At 71.8% G+C, this 15,939-nt stretch carries 12 protein-coding genes and 2 pseudogenes; 8 read left to right on the top strand and 6 right to left on the bottom strand.

What is annotated here, in order from left to right; translation table 11 throughout:
- The first annotated feature begins 83 nt into the window (after positions 1-83).
- The gene (locus tag AQJ91_RS09015; RefSeq protein WP_067018268.1) at positions 84-1,604 is read left to right on the top strand and encodes a protein kinase domain-containing protein; all 1,521 of its coding nucleotides are present in this window, start codon (positions 84-86) and stop codon (positions 1,602-1,604) included.
- A 91-nt stretch (positions 1,605-1,695) separates the two neighbouring features.
- A pseudogene (locus AQJ91_RS48975) lies at positions 1,696-2,451 on the top strand (IS5 family transposase); the annotation flags it as partial.
- Between the two features lie 13 nt (positions 2,452-2,464).
- Here AQJ91_RS48975 and AQJ91_RS09005 read toward each other — a convergent pair.
- From AQJ91_RS09005 to AQJ91_RS55315, 3 genes are all read right to left on the bottom strand, one after another.
- Positions 2,465-2,938, bottom strand: coding sequence for a DUF7919 family protein (locus tag AQJ91_RS09005; protein ID WP_067018265.1), 474 nt, complete (start codon positions 2,936-2,938; stop codon positions 2,465-2,467).
- Positions 2,939-3,012: 74 nt separating this feature from the next.
- Complete coding sequence (locus AQJ91_RS09000; RefSeq protein WP_067018264.1) at positions 3,013-4,341, bottom strand: hypothetical protein; 1,329 nt, start codon at positions 4,339-4,341, stop codon at positions 3,013-3,015.
- Between the two features lie 95 nt (positions 4,342-4,436).
- On the bottom strand, positions 4,437-4,565 hold the full coding sequence (locus AQJ91_RS55315) for a DLW-39 family protein (RefSeq protein WP_003999697.1): 129 nt from the start codon (positions 4,563-4,565) through the stop codon (positions 4,437-4,439).
- A gap of 339 nt (positions 4,566-4,904) precedes the next feature.
- On the opposite strand from AQJ91_RS55315, the gene AQJ91_RS08995 reads away from it, so the two are divergent.
- Both AQJ91_RS08995 and AQJ91_RS58150 read left to right on the top strand, forming a co-directional pair.
- On the top strand, positions 4,905-5,285 hold the full coding sequence (locus AQJ91_RS08995; RefSeq protein WP_067018262.1) for a DUF6344 domain-containing protein: 381 nt from the start codon (positions 4,905-4,907) through the stop codon (positions 5,283-5,285).
- Positions 5,286-5,287: 2 nt separating this feature from the next.
- Positions 5,288-5,701 carry a pentapeptide repeat-containing protein gene (locus AQJ91_RS58150; protein WP_407696840.1) on the top strand — a complete coding sequence of 138 codons (414 nt, stop codon included), beginning with the start codon at positions 5,288-5,290 and terminating at the stop codon, positions 5,699-5,701.
- Positions 5,702-6,474: 773 nt separating this feature from the next.
- Here the strand turns inward: AQJ91_RS58150 and AQJ91_RS58145 are convergent.
- Positions 6,475-7,098: pseudogene (locus AQJ91_RS58145) on the bottom strand (RNA polymerase sigma factor); the annotation flags it as partial.
- A 184-nt stretch (positions 7,099-7,282) separates the two neighbouring features.
- Here AQJ91_RS58145 and AQJ91_RS08985 point away from each other — a divergent pair.
- Positions 7,283-7,696: an SsgA family sporulation/cell division regulator gene (locus AQJ91_RS08985; RefSeq protein ID WP_067018258.1), complete on the top strand. Its 414-nt coding sequence runs from the start codon at positions 7,283-7,285 to the stop codon at positions 7,694-7,696.
- A gap of 58 nt (positions 7,697-7,754) precedes the next feature.
- Here the strand turns inward: AQJ91_RS08985 and AQJ91_RS08980 are convergent, their stop codons facing one another.
- Positions 7,755-9,527: a transposase gene (locus tag AQJ91_RS08980; protein ID WP_067018256.1), complete on the bottom strand. Its 1,773-nt coding sequence runs from the start codon at positions 9,525-9,527 to the stop codon at positions 7,755-7,757.
- Positions 9,528-9,736: 209 nt separating this feature from the next.
- On the opposite strand from AQJ91_RS08980, the gene AQJ91_RS08975 reads away from it, so the two are divergent.
- Both AQJ91_RS08975 and AQJ91_RS08970 read left to right on the top strand, forming a co-directional pair.
- Positions 9,737-10,525: a GntR family transcriptional regulator gene (locus AQJ91_RS08975; protein ID WP_067018731.1), complete on the top strand. Its 789-nt coding sequence runs from the start codon at positions 9,737-9,739 to the stop codon at positions 10,523-10,525.
- Positions 10,526-10,533: 8 nt separating this feature from the next.
- A complete protein-coding gene (locus AQJ91_RS08970) occupies positions 10,534-11,283 on the top strand; it encodes a glycosyltransferase family 2 protein (RefSeq protein ID WP_067018254.1) in 750 nt (249 codons plus the stop codon).
- A gap of 13 nt (positions 11,284-11,296) precedes the next feature.
- On the opposite strand, the gene AQJ91_RS08965 is transcribed toward AQJ91_RS08970, so the two are convergent.
- On the bottom strand, positions 11,297-11,485 hold the full coding sequence (locus AQJ91_RS08965; RefSeq protein WP_067018252.1) for a ferredoxin: 189 nt from the start codon (positions 11,483-11,485) through the stop codon (positions 11,297-11,299).
- A 356-nt stretch (positions 11,486-11,841) separates the two neighbouring features.
- Here AQJ91_RS08965 and AQJ91_RS08960 point away from each other — a divergent pair, with 356 nt between their 5' ends.
- Complete coding sequence (locus tag AQJ91_RS08960; protein ID WP_067018250.1) at positions 11,842-15,834, top strand: WD40 repeat domain-containing protein; 3,993 nt, start codon at positions 11,842-11,844, stop codon at positions 15,832-15,834.
- Positions 15,835-15,939 lie beyond the last annotated feature (105 nt).

The following is a 15,939-nucleotide window of genomic DNA, read 5'->3' as shown; positions in this document are numbered from 1 at the left end:
GAAGAGGGCGCGAGGGGGAGTCGTATCGCTCGTCGTGGGGGAAGCAAGGGGGATAACCGAAGGGGGAGGAGCGACGCACAGCCATGGGTGAGGTCTTCGCCGGCCGGTACGAACTGGTCGACCCGATCGGACGCGGCGGCGTCGGCGCCGTCTGGCGTGCCTGGGACCAGCGCCGCCGCCGCTATGTGGCCGCCAAGGTGCTGCAGCAGCGCGACGCGCATTCCCTGCTGCGCTTCGTCCGCGAGCAGGCCCTCCGGATCGACCACCCCCATGTCCTCGCCCCCGCCAGCTGGGCCGCCGACGACGACAAGGTCCTGTTCACCATGGACCTGGTCAGCGGCGGTTCGCTGGTCCACCTCATCGGCGACTACGGCCCCCTGCCACCCGCCTTCGTCTGCACCCTGCTCGACCAACTCCTCTCCGGGCTCGCCGCGGTGCACGCGGAAGGCGTGGTCCACCGCGACATCAAGCCCGCCAACCTGCTGCTGGAAGCCACCGGTACCGGACGCCCCCGACTGCGGCTGGGCGACTTCGGCATCGCGATGCGGCTCGGCGAACCGCGGCTGACCGAGACCAACCTCGTGGTGGGAACGCCCGGTTATCTCGCGCCCGAGCAGATGATGGGCGCCGAACCCGACTTCCCCGCCGACCTGTTCGCCGTGGGACTGGTCGCGCTGTATCTGCTGGAGGGCGCCAAGCCGGACGCCAAGGCACTCGTCCAGTACTTCGCGGAACACGGCACACCGGGTGCGCCCAAGGGCATTCCCGAGCCGCTGTGGCAGGTCGTGGCCTCGCTGCTGCAGCCGGATCCACAGGCGCGGTTCCGCACGGCCACGGGGGCGCGCAAGGCGCTCGCCTCGGCCGCGGAACTCCTGCCGGAGCCCGGCCCCGACGACGAGCTGATCGAGATCTTCGACCAACTCGGTCCGCTGCCAACGGGGTTCGGACCCGATGGCCCGCTCAACCGGTCTTCCGGCAGCGGACGCACCGGCACCGTACCGACCGATCCTCGGGCCTCCGCGTCCGAGCCCGGTTCCTTCTCTTCCTCCTCCTCTTCCCCTTCTGGCTCCGTCCCTTCCGAGCCCTCCGCTCCCACGCAGCCGCCCAGCATGTCGGACACCGGCAGCTTCCACCTGCCGCCGCCCCAGTCCACCGGCTCCTCCGCCCAGACACCTCTCCCACCGCCGCCCCAGCGACCGGCGGCGCGGCCACCACAGGCACAAGCACAGGCACAGGCACAGGCACACCATGACGTCACACCGCACCCCTACTACGGCCCCACGCATGTCCTGTCCTCCCCCCAGCCGCACACCCCGCCGTACCCCGCTCAGGCCCCGACCCCTGCGCCGCACCAGCGCGTCGATGCCTCTACTGCTTCGTACACCGCTCAGAGCCCGCAGGTTCCACCTCCCGCGCACCCAATTCCGCAGCGGCAGCCACAGCCGCATGCCCAGCCGCAGTCACAGCCTCAGCCCCGCCCCTCGCACCGCGCATCCCGCCGAGCGGCACGTCGCCCGGGTCCACCCGCCAAGGTGGCGATCCCGATGCTGCTCCTCGCGCTGGCGTGCTACGCCGTGGGGTTCTGGGCGCTGAGCCACCTCTAGGCGCCGGGCCGTATCCAGGGGTTCACCCGCATCTGGGTGCTCACCCGCGTCTAGTGCCCGATGGGTCGCGTGGTCTCGCCCCCCCCAGTGGAGGACTGGTCTGCCATGGCGGGACCTACCGTCCCGTTTCGGGAAGTGGAAGACGGTTCATGACCGTCACCGCGGATGGTCCGCGGACGGTACGTGGGAGAGGATCCTGCGGGCCGTCCAAGCCGACGCCGACGCCGAGGGCCGGATCGACTGGAGCATGGTCAGCGTGGACTCCTCCTCCTGCCGGGCCCATCAGCACGCGGCAGGGGCTCGCTCACGCCCGCCACGAGTGCCCGGACGGCGAGAGACACCGGTCCGGCACCGACCGGGCGAGGCTCTGGGCCGATCAAGGGGCGGGCTGACCTGCAAGATCCATCTGGCGGGCGAAGGCGGACTTCGTCCACTGTCCTTCATCATCACCCCCGGCCAGTGGGGCGATGCCCCGCAGTTGATCCCCGTGCTCGAACAGATCCGGGTACCGAGGCCAGCGGGCGGACGTCCTCGTACGCGGCCCGATCACCTTGGAGGCGATAAGGCCTATTCGTCGCGCCGTAACCGTCGCTATCTGCGGCGACGTCAGATCAAACACACCATTCCCGAACCCAGGGACCAGCGGGCCAACCGCCGACGCCGAGGAAGCAAGGGCGGCCGTCCGACCGGGTTCGACACCGATATCTACCGCCGGCGCAACGAAGTGGAGCGGACGATCAACCGACTGAAAATGTTCCGCGCGGTCGCGACCCGCTACGACAAGAGGGCCTACATCTTCCACGGGACGGTGACCGTCGCCTCGATCCGGCTCTGGCTGCGCCGGTGAGGATCGCTTGCCCCTACTCCAGCAGGCGTTCGGCGTCTTCGGGGACCCATGGGAAGGGCACGTCGGGCCACCGTGTGGCAGCCCACGCGTCGAGATCGACGGCGAGAACGGCGTCGATGAAAACCTGAGGCGGCCGGTAGCCGTGAACGGTGATGTAGTGGGTGATCAGGAAGGGGGCGGCGTAGGCGATGCCGACCTCGCCCGGGATCCGTATCTCCCCGTTCCCTTCCGGGGCCTCTGCCTCAGGACACAGGTCGCACTCGTGGACGCCAAGGCAGATGTTCATCCACTGGACCTGCTGGATGGCCTGCAGCTTCTCCACGAAGCCCGCGGGAACAGGCCCTGTCGAGTACGGCTTGCCGGCTTCCAGCCATCCGATGTTCAGGCGGACGTACTCAGGGCGGTACCAGAGCTCGTAGAACGACTCCCTGTCCCCGAACGTGTCCTCGTCCTGGTACGTGTACTCGCTGAGATCTTCGTAGAACACCCGCACATCATCGCCGCACGCTGCGTTGACACCCACGCAATTCCACGACCCATCGGACACGGCCTAGCTAGGCGTTACCGCGCGCCCCGCCGCGCCGCCACCGTCCACACCCCGAGCACGACCAGCAGCAGAGTCCCCGCACCGAGGCCGCCCACCGCGAGCGCCTCCATCAGCGCGTCGCCCCCCGCACCTGCCGCCCCGCCCCGCGCGGACGTCACCGGGTCACTCGGCGTGATGCGCCCGAAGATGCCCGCCGGCTTCGGCTGCCCCGCGTATCCGGGCTCGGCCTGCGCCGTCCCCTGGACCTGGACGCGCAGCGTCACCGTGAGCGGCCCGTCGCCGAACCGCTCGGCCACCGCGGTCGAGAGATGCACGACGAGGTAGTACGAGCCGGCGAACCGCATCCCGCTCACCCGGTCGGCCCCGGCGAAACGGTTCCCGTACGCGACCGGCGGCAGGGGATCGAGGTCGGCCGACTTCTGGCTGCCGTCGTAGCTGGCGTTGGCGTCGTCGACGAACCCGCGTACGGGGTTGTAGAGCGACAGGTTCAGCGCGCTGGGCGTGAGGCGGGAACCGGCGCTGGAGCTGCCCAGTTCGGCGGTGGCGTACAGCTGCTGTCCCCAGGAGACCGGGACCTTGTAGAAGAGGGTCCGCCCGGGCGTGACGTCGTGCCTCCACGAGCCCTGTCCCACGGATGTGGCCGTGGCGAACCCGGCCCCGCCCGCGCGCCACACGGCCTTGCCGGTGAGGGGCGCGGGGGAGGCGGAGTCCCAGGCCCCGGGTGTCCCTGTCGTTCCGGTCCGGGTCAGGGGCGGCTCGGACGCGGCGAAGAGCTCCAGGTCCCAGGTGTCCGGCGCGGAGGCGGCCGTACCGGTGCGCTCGACGACCACGTAATAGGTGCCGGCTTTCTCGCACCGGGGGCGCGTGGAGGAGACCTCGCGCCAGCCCCATGCCGCGATCGGGCGCGGGCTGCGGACCGAGCCGAAGATCTCGCTGTCGTGGGAGCAGAGGCGGCTGTCGGCGTCCTGCACGGTCACCCTGATGCCGTCGCTCGCGGAGACCGTGCTGCCCGGGGAAGGGACGGCGGTGGCGGAGACGTACGCGTTCGCGGCGGCGTCGAGGTCGAGGCGGTAGTAGGTCTTTCCGCTGCTCGGGAGGGAGCTCTTGTACGTCTCGCCGAGTGTGAGGGGTTCGGCGTCCGCGGTGGTCGTGGCTGCGGAGACGGAGCGGGCGTCGGTGGCGAAGGTGTAGGGGTCCGGCGTAGGGGCGGCGAGCGCGAGCGGGCTCGGCAGAGCGGCCGTCGTACAGAGCAGCGCCGCCGCGACGACGGCCCCACGCGCGCGTGCCGACGGACGACGACCACGCCAGGCTCCCGCGCGCCACCACGCCGTACGCCGCCCCATCACGCGCCACCCCTCGTCGTCACTCGTATTCCCTACGACACACAAAACCCCGACCGCAAGGCGGCCGGGGTCTGTTCAGGATCCGATGTCGTGGCTCACGAACCCGTGGGCACGGAGTCAGTCGCCTCCGTCCACAGATCCTGCTCGGCGCGATCCGCCTGGATCTGGCGGTACACGAGGAGCCCGCCGATGGCGGCCAGTGCGACCAGGAGAAGCTTCTTCACCGCGCGACCTCGTCTTTCCTTGACGTAGGGGACCTCTGGCGCCCGACTATACACACCGACCGATATCGATCGGTGACCTGTCCGGACGGTCAACTCCCGTCCAGAACACCGCAGTAGAAGCGGATGATTCCACTCCGATCGGAGGGTGATCACACCTCCACAGACGGTGAGATTCGCCCCTCTTCATCCATTCTCCTGCGGTTTTCCTCCTTCTTGCACCCATCCGAGTGGTGTTCATCTGAAGATCGACGCACCACGGGCGTCGGTCCACCACTTCGCGAGCCCCATACACATCATGAGGAAAGTACGCAAATCGCCCAACCCGAAAGTGAGGGACCCATGGCCAGGAACAAGGTCATGACGCTCTGGACCGCCATCGTCACCGCCTTCCTCGCGCTGTGCACGGCGCTCGGACTCGTCACGACGACCGCCGCCGCGGCCGTACCCCAGACCGCGACGGCCCGCAACAGCGACAGCGACACCAGCGGCTCCGCCCAGGTGACGGCGCCGGTGATGTCCCCCTGGGCCTGGGCCTACGCGAGGTCACTGCCACCCACGATGAAGCAGCGCATCCGCGCAGAGGCCCACGGCAAGACCCCCAACTGCCGCCACCGCCCGCTCGCGGACGCGGACGGCTCCGACCCGGCCTCCGACCCCGCCCGCGACACGACGTGCGAGCCCGGCACCCCGGCCGAGCCCGCGACGTCCCTCGCGCACTGACGATGCGTCAGTACCCGCAGCCGTCTCCAGGCTCCTCCGGAGTCGCAGGAACGTCCTCGTCGACGGGCGCAGGATCAGCAGGAACCGGCTCAGGGACAGTAGGAACCGGCTCGGCAGGAACTGGATCAACGGGAGTTGGCTCGACCGGCTCCGGTGCCGGCGCAGGTGACGTCGGCGCAGGTGACGTCGGCGCAGGGCTCTCGCCCTCAGGGGCTTCACTCTCCGGAACTTCGGCTTCAGGGGCTTCGCTCTCCGGAACTTCGGCTTCAGGGGCGTCGTTCTCAGGGACGTCAGCGTCAGGAACGTCAACGTCAACGTCAGGAACGTCAGCGTCAGGTACGTCGTCAGGAACGTCCGGCTTCGGCCCGTCCGTCTCAGGTGCGTCGTCATCCGGTACGTCCGGCCCCGGTACATAACCGCCAGGTACGCCAGTCCCCGGCACGTCGCTTTCCGGCACATCAGCATCAGGCACATCAGCATCAGGCACATCGCCTGAAGGCACATCACCAGGCGCATCACCGCCAGGCACCACAACCTCAGGCACGTCCCCCTCAGGCCCACCCGACCCCGGCGTCTCCGCCTCCGGGATCTCCGTCGTAGGCACGTCCGCCTCCGGAGCTCCCGTCGCAGGCACCTCGGCGTCCGCCGGATCGGTCACGTCCTGGGATGACGCTCCGTTCCCCGGCGCGGGCCCAGCCGCCTCCGCCCGGACCGCGACGGCGACCGGATCGGTCCCGGCCGTGTCGCGCCCCCGGGCGCCCGCCGCATCACCCGTCTCCGCGGGCACCACATCCGCATCCTCCGGCACCGGCCCCACCGGCGCCCCCGCCACCGGCACCTCCGCCGGCACCGGAGCCGGCGAGGGGTCCATCGAGCCGAACGCGATGCACGCGGCGACCGCGGCGCCCGCCACCGCCGCGCCGACCGTGACCGCCTGCGCCTTCGAGCCGCCGGTGACGGCACCGCGTACCGAATGCAGCAGCCCGCCGACGTGCCCGCCCACCGAGACCACCGCACCGGCGGACCCGGCCGCGAACGGCAGCAGGAACTTGCCCGCGCCGCCCACCGCGAAGACCAGCAGGGCCGGTCCGACGAGCGCGGGCAGCCTGTCGTTGGCCCGCATCAGGACCGCGAGGCGTTGCCGGCAGTCGTCGCAGGTGTCCACATGGCCGAGGAGCCGTTCGGACTGTCGTGCGGTCGCGCCGCCGCGGACGTACGCGGGCATGCGCACCCAGTGGACCTCGCAGGCGGGATCGTCCGGGGCGCCGGTCTGGGTGCGCAGGAAGGCCTGGCGCATGCCCTCGCGGGCCCGGTGCAGCAGGACCGCGGTCGCGCCCTGGCCGGTGCCGATGCGCGGGCCGATCGCGGCCAGCGGCTGCCCTTCCGCCTCCGCCAGCCACAGCGCCTTCACCCAGCGCTCAGGCAGCTGGCCGAGGACCCGGACCAGCAGGTCGACCGAGGACACCTGCTCGGCCGGGTCGTCGCCGTGGACGCCCGCCTCGGCCCGTTCGTCGCGCTGCGGATCCTGCGGGTCCCGCGGCGTCTCGCGGGCGGAGGTGCCCGCGGCGGACGCGAGGTGCCGCACCGTCGTCATGAGGTACGCGGGCACGTTGTCGATCTCGTGCCCGGCGGACAGCCGCCGCCACACCCGGAAGTGCGCCTCGGCGACGAGGTCCTCGGCGGCCCAGGCGTTGCGGGTGAGCGAGCGCGCGTACGCGACGAGCCGCGGCTGCTGTTCCGCGTAGATCCGGGCGTACGAATCGGTCGCGGAGAGTGACGCCTGTGCGGGCACGGTGACAGGTCTGTCAGGCATGGAAGGAACGCTCCAGTTCCCTGGGATAGGGCGCGCACGAGTTTGTCAGACTGGTTGGCTCAATCCTCAACTAATTACAGAGGGTGACACAGATCACATCAGTCGCCTCGGTTACGGCGTAACGACCGGGCCCGCCACAAGGTCGAGGAGGGACATCGGCAACCGACTCCACGAAGGACCGACCATGCATCGCACCCTGGAGCAGCCCGTCCGTGCCCGGCTGATCACCCCGCACCACCGGGACCTGCCGGTACGCCCCGTTCTGCGCTACGACTCCGCCGAGCCCTTCGCCGTGCACATCGCCTTCCCGGCCCGGGTCTCGGCCGGCGGCAGGAGCGTGACGTGGAGCTTCGCCCGCACCCTCCTGGAGGAGGGGTTGGAGACGCCGGCCGGGATCGGGGACGTACGCATCCGGCCGTACGGGCGTTCGCACACGGTCCTGGAGTTCCGCGTGCCGCAGGGCACGGCCGTGATCCGGTTCGGCACGGCCGCCCTGCGCCGCTTCCTGTTCCGCTCGTACGCCCTGGTCGGACCGGGCACCGAAAACCGGGGTCCGGCACTGGAGCAGGGTCTGGCGGCGCTGCTGGGCGGGGTCTGATGGGCACCCGCAGGACCTCGGCCGATCAGGTCCTGCTGAGGAGTCGTAGCGTCTCTGATCAGTTTGGTGATCCCATGTCAGACGTGGCGTCTGGCGTGGGTTCTGCCCATCGTGGAGGGGTGGCGTGGGCGTGCAGGTGAAATCCTGCGCCCCGTGCTGTTCCTCGTGGCCGGTGTCGGCTGGATGGGGGTCCTCCCGGACGGAGTCTGGGGGAGGGTGTGCTGATCGTCGTCACGCTCTGGTGCCGGTGGGCTGCGCGGGGCAGCGTCCTTCGGCCTGTGGGTGCGTGTCCCTCCGGACGCTGGCCCGCCGTCCCCTGAGGGCCGGTGGGGGAGGGTGCCCTGCGTCGCCTGGGCGCGGGGCGTGTGGAGCGGCGACGGGTGGGGCCCTTGGACTGGTCGGCCCGGCGGGTATCGGCGGTCGGGGTGATGACCGCTTGGTTCGGGCAGTGCTTGGAGGTGTTGCGGGGCGGGACGGTGACGACGGCGATCCCCGCTTCTGCGGCCAGATGCCGGATACGGTCGGCGATCTGCCCGCGCACCGTCTGGGACATGCGCGTATTCGTGGTGCGGCCCATGCCCTTGGCTTCCATCGACCGCAGGTCTTCGAGGTAGATGACCGTGGCGTGGGCTGTGATGGCCTGGTCCACCGTCCAGCGGGCGGCGGCCCGGGCGAGGGCGTCGTTGAGGTTCGCCCTGCGGTCGGACACGAAGCGGATCTCGTCTCGCAGCACGTCGTGTTTGCCGGACAGTTCGTGCTGCTCGTCGGCGTCGATGAGCCGCTGGTACTGGTCGGCCTTGGTGTGCAGGTGTTCCGACAGGCGCCGCAGGCGGTGCTGCCTGGCCAGGACTCCGGCGGCCCGGAACTGGGCGCCGTGCCCGAGCGCAGTGATCCACCCGTCGTCGTGGAGTCGGGCCGCGCCTGCGGACAGCAGGGTGTTCAGGCCCCAGTCCACGCCGAGAGCGACGGTGTGGCCGGTACGGCTGGTCCTGGGGACGGCGTGGGTGTAGGCCAGATCGGCGCGCACTTTGTTGCCCGTGATGCGGAGGGTGGGCAGGTGCAGTACCGCGCCGGGCGGGACCGTGGGCGGCAGCGTGAGGGGGCAGGCCACCCAGGTCCAGTCGCGGTAGGAGCGCGGGTCGGGCCGGGTGGGCAGCGGCGCGCGCTGCGGGTCGTCCTCGCTGCGTTCGATGGTGGCCTGCTGGCCGTCGCACGCCGACAGCAGCAGCAGCATCCGCGCCGCCCCAGGCGGGGCCTCCAACTCGGACACATCGGTCGGCAGACGGCCGTGCTTAGTGGCGAAGGTGGTGATCTGCCGCGTGCGGGAGCGGATCACGCTCGACGGGAGATACCGGCCGCCGGGGACCGCCTCCCGCACCTGGTCCCACTCCGTGGGGGTGCGCCTGCCCGGATCGCACGGCCACGTCTGAAGAACTGCGGACGTCAGCCCGGCCCGCCAGTGGGCCGAGCGCAGAGCACGCCCGGCCTGCTCCTGGGCCATGCGCACGATCCGGTCATTGACCTTCACACCCCCGGCCGGGGCGGCGGTCCAGCCCAGCCGGCGCAGCGCCATCCACGCCTGCGACGGCAGCTTTCGCCCGCCCGCGTCCTCACCCGAGGCGAGTACGTCCACATCGGCGGCGTTCCCGTGCCCGGCCAGCAGTCCGGCGGCCATGCCGCACACCAGATCAGCGGCCCAGCCGACCCGCTGCGCCAGCACAGCGGCCGACAGCACCTCACCCGTCTTCTCCACCACGCCCGCCCGCAGCAGTCCACGGGCACAGGCAGTCCGGACCGTCTCGCCCTCGCCCAGCGGCAGCTTCCGGCTCACCGGCGCTCCCCCCTTTCCCGGCCCGTGGTGCTGTCATCCGATCAACGACACGTCCGAGAAAAGGTCACGCATTCGATCTGCACACTCAGATACGACACCGACACTGGTACCGGACACACAGCACGACACCGACGGACGACACATCGCTACGGATACCAAAGGAAACGCATGAGCCTGGGACTGAAGTTGACGACGGATCGGTGAGCGCCGTGCCGAAGGCGTACGAAGTGATCGCGGACGACCTCCGCCGGTCGATCCGCGCGGGCGAGCGCGGGCCCGGTGACCGGCTGCCGTCGGAGACGGATCTGGCGCGGTACTACCGGCGCAGTGTGCCGACCGTGCAGAACGCGCTGCGGCTGCTGAGCGCGGAGGGGCTGGTCGACAGGCGGCACGGCCGCGGCACCTTCGTCCGGCGTCCGCGCACCGTCGCGGTCCGCGACAACGGCAGGCACCAGTGGGAGAAGGACCGGGCGCGGAAGGCACCGGCCGAGCGGGCCGGCACCGGAGCGACCGAGCACGACACTGGCCTGTGCCAGCGGGACCTCGTGTTCCACGCGCAATACCGCGAGGTCAGCGCACCGAGGGACCTCGCGGACGCGTTCGGCGTGCCCGTGGGCACAGCACTTCTCGAACGCACGTACAGAACGCACTGCGCGACCGAGAGCGCCCCGTTCAGCCTCGTGACCTCCTACCTGGTCCGCGACCTGATCGCGGCGAATCCCGCGCTCCTCGACGAGACCAACGAGCCCTGGCCGGGCGGCACCCAGAACCAGCTGTACACGGTGGGCGTCGAGGTGGCCCGCGTCGAGGAGCGGGTCACCGCCCGGCCGCCGGCGCCGGAGGAGGCGCGGGAGCTGGACCTGCCGGCCGGGACGCCGGTGCTGCTGCTCCGCAAGACGTCGTACGACATCAATGACCGCGTCGTGGACATCTCCGATGTCACGCTTCCCGGTGACCGCACGGAGCTGCTCTTCACCACTCCCCTGGAAAGGTGGTGAGTGCTGCCGTGACCCGGCGCATCATCATCGTCACGGCCGTCCACGCCCCCTCGGCGCCCTTTCTGGCCGAGGCCTACAAGTCGCTGCGCTCACAGGAGCTGCCGGACGGCTGGGAGTGGCACTGGGTGATCCAGGAGGACGGCGAGAGCGACGCCGTCGCCCCGTACGTCCCCGACGACGCCCGGGTCACCTTCCGGCAGGGCCGGCCCGGCGGCCCCGGTGTCGCCCGCACCATCGCGCTCGCGCACGCCGACGGCCCCTACGTGAAGGTCCTGGACGCCGACGACCAGCTGACGCCGGGTGTCCTGGCCCGCGACCTGGCCGTCCTGGAAGCGGACCCCGCGATCGGGTGGGCGACCTCACGCGTCCTGGACTTCCTGCCGGACGGATCGACGGCCGGCTTCCCCGGCGATCCCGACGAGGGCCCGATCGAGCGCGGGGCCGTCCTGGACTTCTGGACGGCGAACGACTGGCGTGCCCAGGTCCACCCGGCGTCTCTCTTCGTGCGCCGCGATCTCCTGCTGGCCCTCGGCGGCTGGATGGCGCTGCCCGCGTCGGAGGACACCGGTCTGCTGCTCGCGCTGAACTCCGTCAGCCGCGGCTGGTTCTCCGCGGAGGTCGGGCTCCTCTACCGGAAATGGGAGGGCCAGGTCACGGGCCAGGCCTCGCACGTCGACCCCGCCGAGCGCGACGCGCGGATGGCCGTGGTGGGGGCGAGGGCGCGCGCGCTGGCGGACTTCGGGTGGCGTCATCCCTGACGGGGGACGGGGGCTACTCGCCGACGGTGATCGCCTGGGACGGACACTTCTCGGCCGCCTCCCGCACCTCCGGGTCGTCGCCGGCGTTCTCGTGACCCGGTATGACGGCTCCGAACCCGTCGACCACGGTGAAGACGGACGGAAGCCGGTAGACGCACTCGCCCGAGCCGTAGCACAGGCCGGGGTCAACGGTGATCCTCATACGCCCTCCAGTCGCGAACCGACGGACCTTCACGACTTGACTGCCCTCGCGGCGGTTCCCCGAATCGACCGGCAGCACAGGAGCGGGAATCCCGCGTCGTCCGGTACCGGTCCCTCCCCTCGTGGGGACCGGTACCGAACGGTGCGAGCGGCGCCGGTCCGACGAGAGCGGTCGGCCGCGTCGCGTCACTACGGCACTGCGGCGGAAGTTGACCGAGAACGGGCGGCAGGCCGTGATCCTGCCAGCTGGTGCCACCGCCGAGGAGATTCCGGTCCCGAAAGAGGGGCTTTACCGCAGGTCAGCCGTATAAAGTGAGTTTTCCGGTCCGGATGTCCAGCTACGGGGGAAGTAAAGGGGTGGAGGCCTTGAGTTCCGACTCAGGGGCACGGACAGCCTTCGCGGAACGTCTCGCGCTGCTGTACAAGGAGGCGGGCAACCCTCCCCTGAAGAGCGTGTCCGAAGCGGTCGTCCGGCTCCAGCGGGTCGACGAACGAGGCCGGCCCGTACGGGTGTCCGCGCAGCGGATCAGCGACTGGCGGCGGGCCAAGAACGTGCCCGCCCAGTTCGCCGCCCTCGCCGCGGTGCTGCACGTCCTGATCCCCCAGGCCCGCCGCGGACAGCCCACGCCCGTCTCCGCCGGCCTGTACGACCTGGGCCAGTGGCAGCGGCTGTGGGAGCGCGCGGTGGCCGACCCGGTCGCCGACCGCACCTCGGCGGCCCTGACGTCCACCGAGGAGGAGGAACGTCCGCCGGCCGAGGCCGGGCTGTGCCCGTACCGGGGCCTGGCCTCGTACCGGCAGCAGGACGCCCGGTGGTTCTTCGGCCGGGAGCGCAGCACCGGCGCCCTCGTCACCCAGCTCCGCGCCGCGGAGAAGACGGGCGGCCTGGTCATGCTCGTGGGCGCCTCGGGCGCGGGAAAGTCCTCCCTGCTGAACGCCGGTCTGGTGACCGCGCTGCAGAACGGCGCCCTCGGCGAGGACGCACGCCGGCCGGGGGAGGCGCTCCAACTCGTGCCGGGAGCCGATCCGCTCGCGGAACTGACCCGCCGTATCCCCGACCTCGCCCCCGTCGTCGACGCCGGTGAGCAGCCGGAGGAACCCTTCGCGCACGCCGTGCGGGAGGCCGTCGCCACCTGGGCGGACCGTGAGACCCCCGACGCCGCCCGGCCGGTCGTCATCGTCGACCAGTTCGAGGAGGCGTTCACGCTCTGCCCCGACGAGGCGACCCGGCGCACCTTCATCCAGCTCCTGCACGCCGCCTGCTCGCCCGCCGAACCGGGCGGCACGGCCCCCGTGCTCGTCGTCATCGGCATACGCGCCGACTTCTACGAGCAGTGCCTCGCGTACCCCGAACTCGCCGACGCCCTCCAGCACCGGCACATGGTGCTCGGCCCGCTCACCACGGCGGAGCTGCGCGAGGCGGTGAACGGCCCCGCCAAGGCCGTCGGACTGGAACTCGAACCGGGGCTCGCGGAGCTCATCGTCCGGGAGGTGAGCGCCGACGGCCCGCGCGGGGCGCACGACGCGGGCGCGCTGCCGCTCCTCTCTCACGCCCTGCTCGCCACCTGGCAGCGCCGGAAGGCGGGCCGGCTGACGCTGGCCGGCTACCGCGCGGCGGGCGGCATCCAGGGCGCGGTGGCCGCGACCGCCGAGCGCGCCTGGTCGGGCCTGGACCCGGCCGCCCGTACGGCCGCCCGTCTGCTCCTGCTCCGTCTGGTCCGGCTCGGCGAGGACACCCAGACCACCCGCCGGCGGGGCACGCGCCGCCAGCTCGCCGCGGAGTCCACGGACCCGGACAAGACGGAGGAGTCCCTCGAGGTGCTGGTGCGGGCCCGCCTGGTGACGCTGGACGCGGAGACCGTGGAGATCACCCACGAGGCGCTGCTGCACGCCTGGCCCCGGCTGCGCGACTGGATCGACGAGGACCGGGGCGGCAACCTGCTGCGCCAGCGCCTGGAGGAGGACGGCCGGGCCTGGGAGGACTCGCACCGCGACACGTCCCTGCTCTACCGGGGCTCCCGGCTCGAACAGGCCGACACCTGGGCGAAGTCCGCCGGCGACACCTTCCTGACCCGCAGCGCGGTGGAGTTCCTGGCCGCCTCGGTCCGGCTGCGCCGGCGCACCCTGTGGATCAGCCGCGGCGCGGTGTCGGCCCTGGTCGTCCTGGCGATCGTGGCCGTCGGTTCGGCGGTGGTCGCCTGGCAGCAGCGCAACGACGCCGTGTTCGAACAGGTGGTCGCCGAGGCCGACCGCGTCCAGTACACGGACCCGTCCCTGTCCGCCCAGCTCGACCTGGTCGCCCACCGCCTGCGCCCGGACGACGAGGGCACGAACAACCGGCTGGTCTCCATCGTCAACGCCCCCCTGGCCACCCCGCTCCTCGGCCACACCGGCGCCGTCTACCTCACCTCGTTCAGCCCGGACGGCCGGATCCTGGCCACCGCGAGCTACGACCGGACCGTCCGCCTGTGGGACACGGCCGACCCGACCCGCCCCAAGCCCCTGGGCAGGCCCCTCACCGGCCACACGAGCTGGGTGAGCACCGCCGTCTTCAGCCCCGACGGCCACACCCTCGCCAGCGCCTCGGACGACGGCACGGTCCGCCTCTGGGACGTACGGGATCCCCGCCGGCCCAAGCCGCTCGGCGCCCCCCTGACCGGCCACAAGGGCACCATCTACCTGCTCGCCTTCAGCCCGGACGGCCGCACCCTCGCCTCCGCCGGCGAGGACCGCACCGCCCGCCTGTGGAACGTCGCCGACCCGTCCCGCCCCCAGCCGCTCAGCACCCTGACCGGCGCCGACGCGGCGGTGCGCTCGGTGGCGTTCAGCCCCGACGGACGGACCCTGGCCGCCGGCGGCGACGACGACAGCATCAGGCTCTGGGACGTGGCCGACGCGCGCGCCCCGAAGCCGTACCACACGCTGCTGACCGGCCACACGGACCTGGTCCACTCCGTGGCGTTCAGCCCCGACGGCCGCACCCTCGCCAGCGGCGGCGCGGACGACACCATCCGCCTGTGGAACGTCGCCGACCCGCGGCACGCCACCCAGCTCGGCGCCCCGCTGACCGGCCACACCGGTCCCATCTGGTCGGTCGCCTTCAGTCCCGACGGCGCCACGCTCGCCGCCGCCAGCGCGGACAGCACCGCGAGCCTGTGGAACGTCAGCGACCGCGCCTACCCCGCGCAGGTCGGCGAGCCCCTCGCGGGCAGCAGTGGCGAGATGTACGCCCTGGGCTTCAGCCCCGACGGCCGCACCCTCGCCACCGGCAGCGGCGACAGCAAGGTCCGGCTGTGGTCGATCCCGACGTCGGACATGATCGGCCGGAGCGGGGCGTTCCGCCCGGACGGCCGGGTGCTCGCCACGGCCGCGCGCGACGGCAGCGTCCGCCTGTGGAACGTGGACACTCCCGACCGGCCCGTGTCACTGAACAAGCCGTTCATGCCGGGCGACGGCGGCCAGCGTTCGCTGGTGTTCTCCCCCGACGGCCGCACCCTCGCGGTGCTGACGGGCAGCAGGGCGGTGCATCTGTGGAACGTCAGCGACCCGACCCAGCCGGTCTCCTACGGGCCGCCCCTCACCCTGCGGACCCGGTTCATGGGCCCCGACGCGCTCGCGTTCAGCCCGGACGGCCGCACCCTCGCCACCGCCTACGACGACCGCACCGTCCAGCTGTGGAACGTCAGCGACCCGTCCCGCCCCGATCCGCTGGGCGCCCCGCTCACCGGCCACAGGGGCTACGTCAACGCCCTCGCCTTCAGCCGCGACGGCCACACCCTCGCCAGCGGCAGCGCGGACGGCACGATCCGCCTGTGGAACGTCGCCGACCCGCGGCACACCGCCCGGCTCGGCGCCCCGCTCACGGGCCACGCCGGCCCGGTCAACGCGCTCGCCTACAGCCCCGACGGCCACACCCTCGCCAGCGGCAGCGACGACGACACCGTCCGGCTCTGGGACGTCACCGACCCCGCCGAGGCGACCGAGCTGGGCGCCCCGCTCACCGGCCACACCGAGGCGGTCGTGTCCCTGACGTTCAGCCAGAACGGCCGCACCCTGGCGAGCGGCGGCAACGACAACACGGTCCGCCTCTGGCACGTCAGCACCCCGTCCGCGGCCGGCCCCATCGGCCAGTCGATGAGCCCCAACGCCAAGACCGGCAACTTCCTGTCCTTCAGCCCCAAGAGCCGCATGCTCGGGGTGTCCAGCGGCACCGACACCGTCCGCCTGTGGAACCTCGACGTCGACCAGGCCGTACGCCACATCTGCTCGGCCACCAGGGGCGTCCTGACCCAGGAGGAATGGCAGGAGTACCTGCCCCGCCTCTCGTACGAACCCCCGTGCGACCACTAGCGGAGCCGTGATCCCGATCACAACTCCTCACCGCAGCCGAGCAGTCGACTCCCGCCGGGGAAGCAGCCTTGTTACTGTTGGCCACAGCCCGATCGCTGGTGCATC

Source organism: Streptomyces dysideae, assembly GCF_001514305.1.
Lineage (GTDB): Bacteria > Actinomycetota > Actinomycetes > Streptomycetales > Streptomycetaceae > Streptomyces > Streptomyces dysideae.
This window is presented reverse-complemented; position numbering and strand designations above follow the sequence as displayed.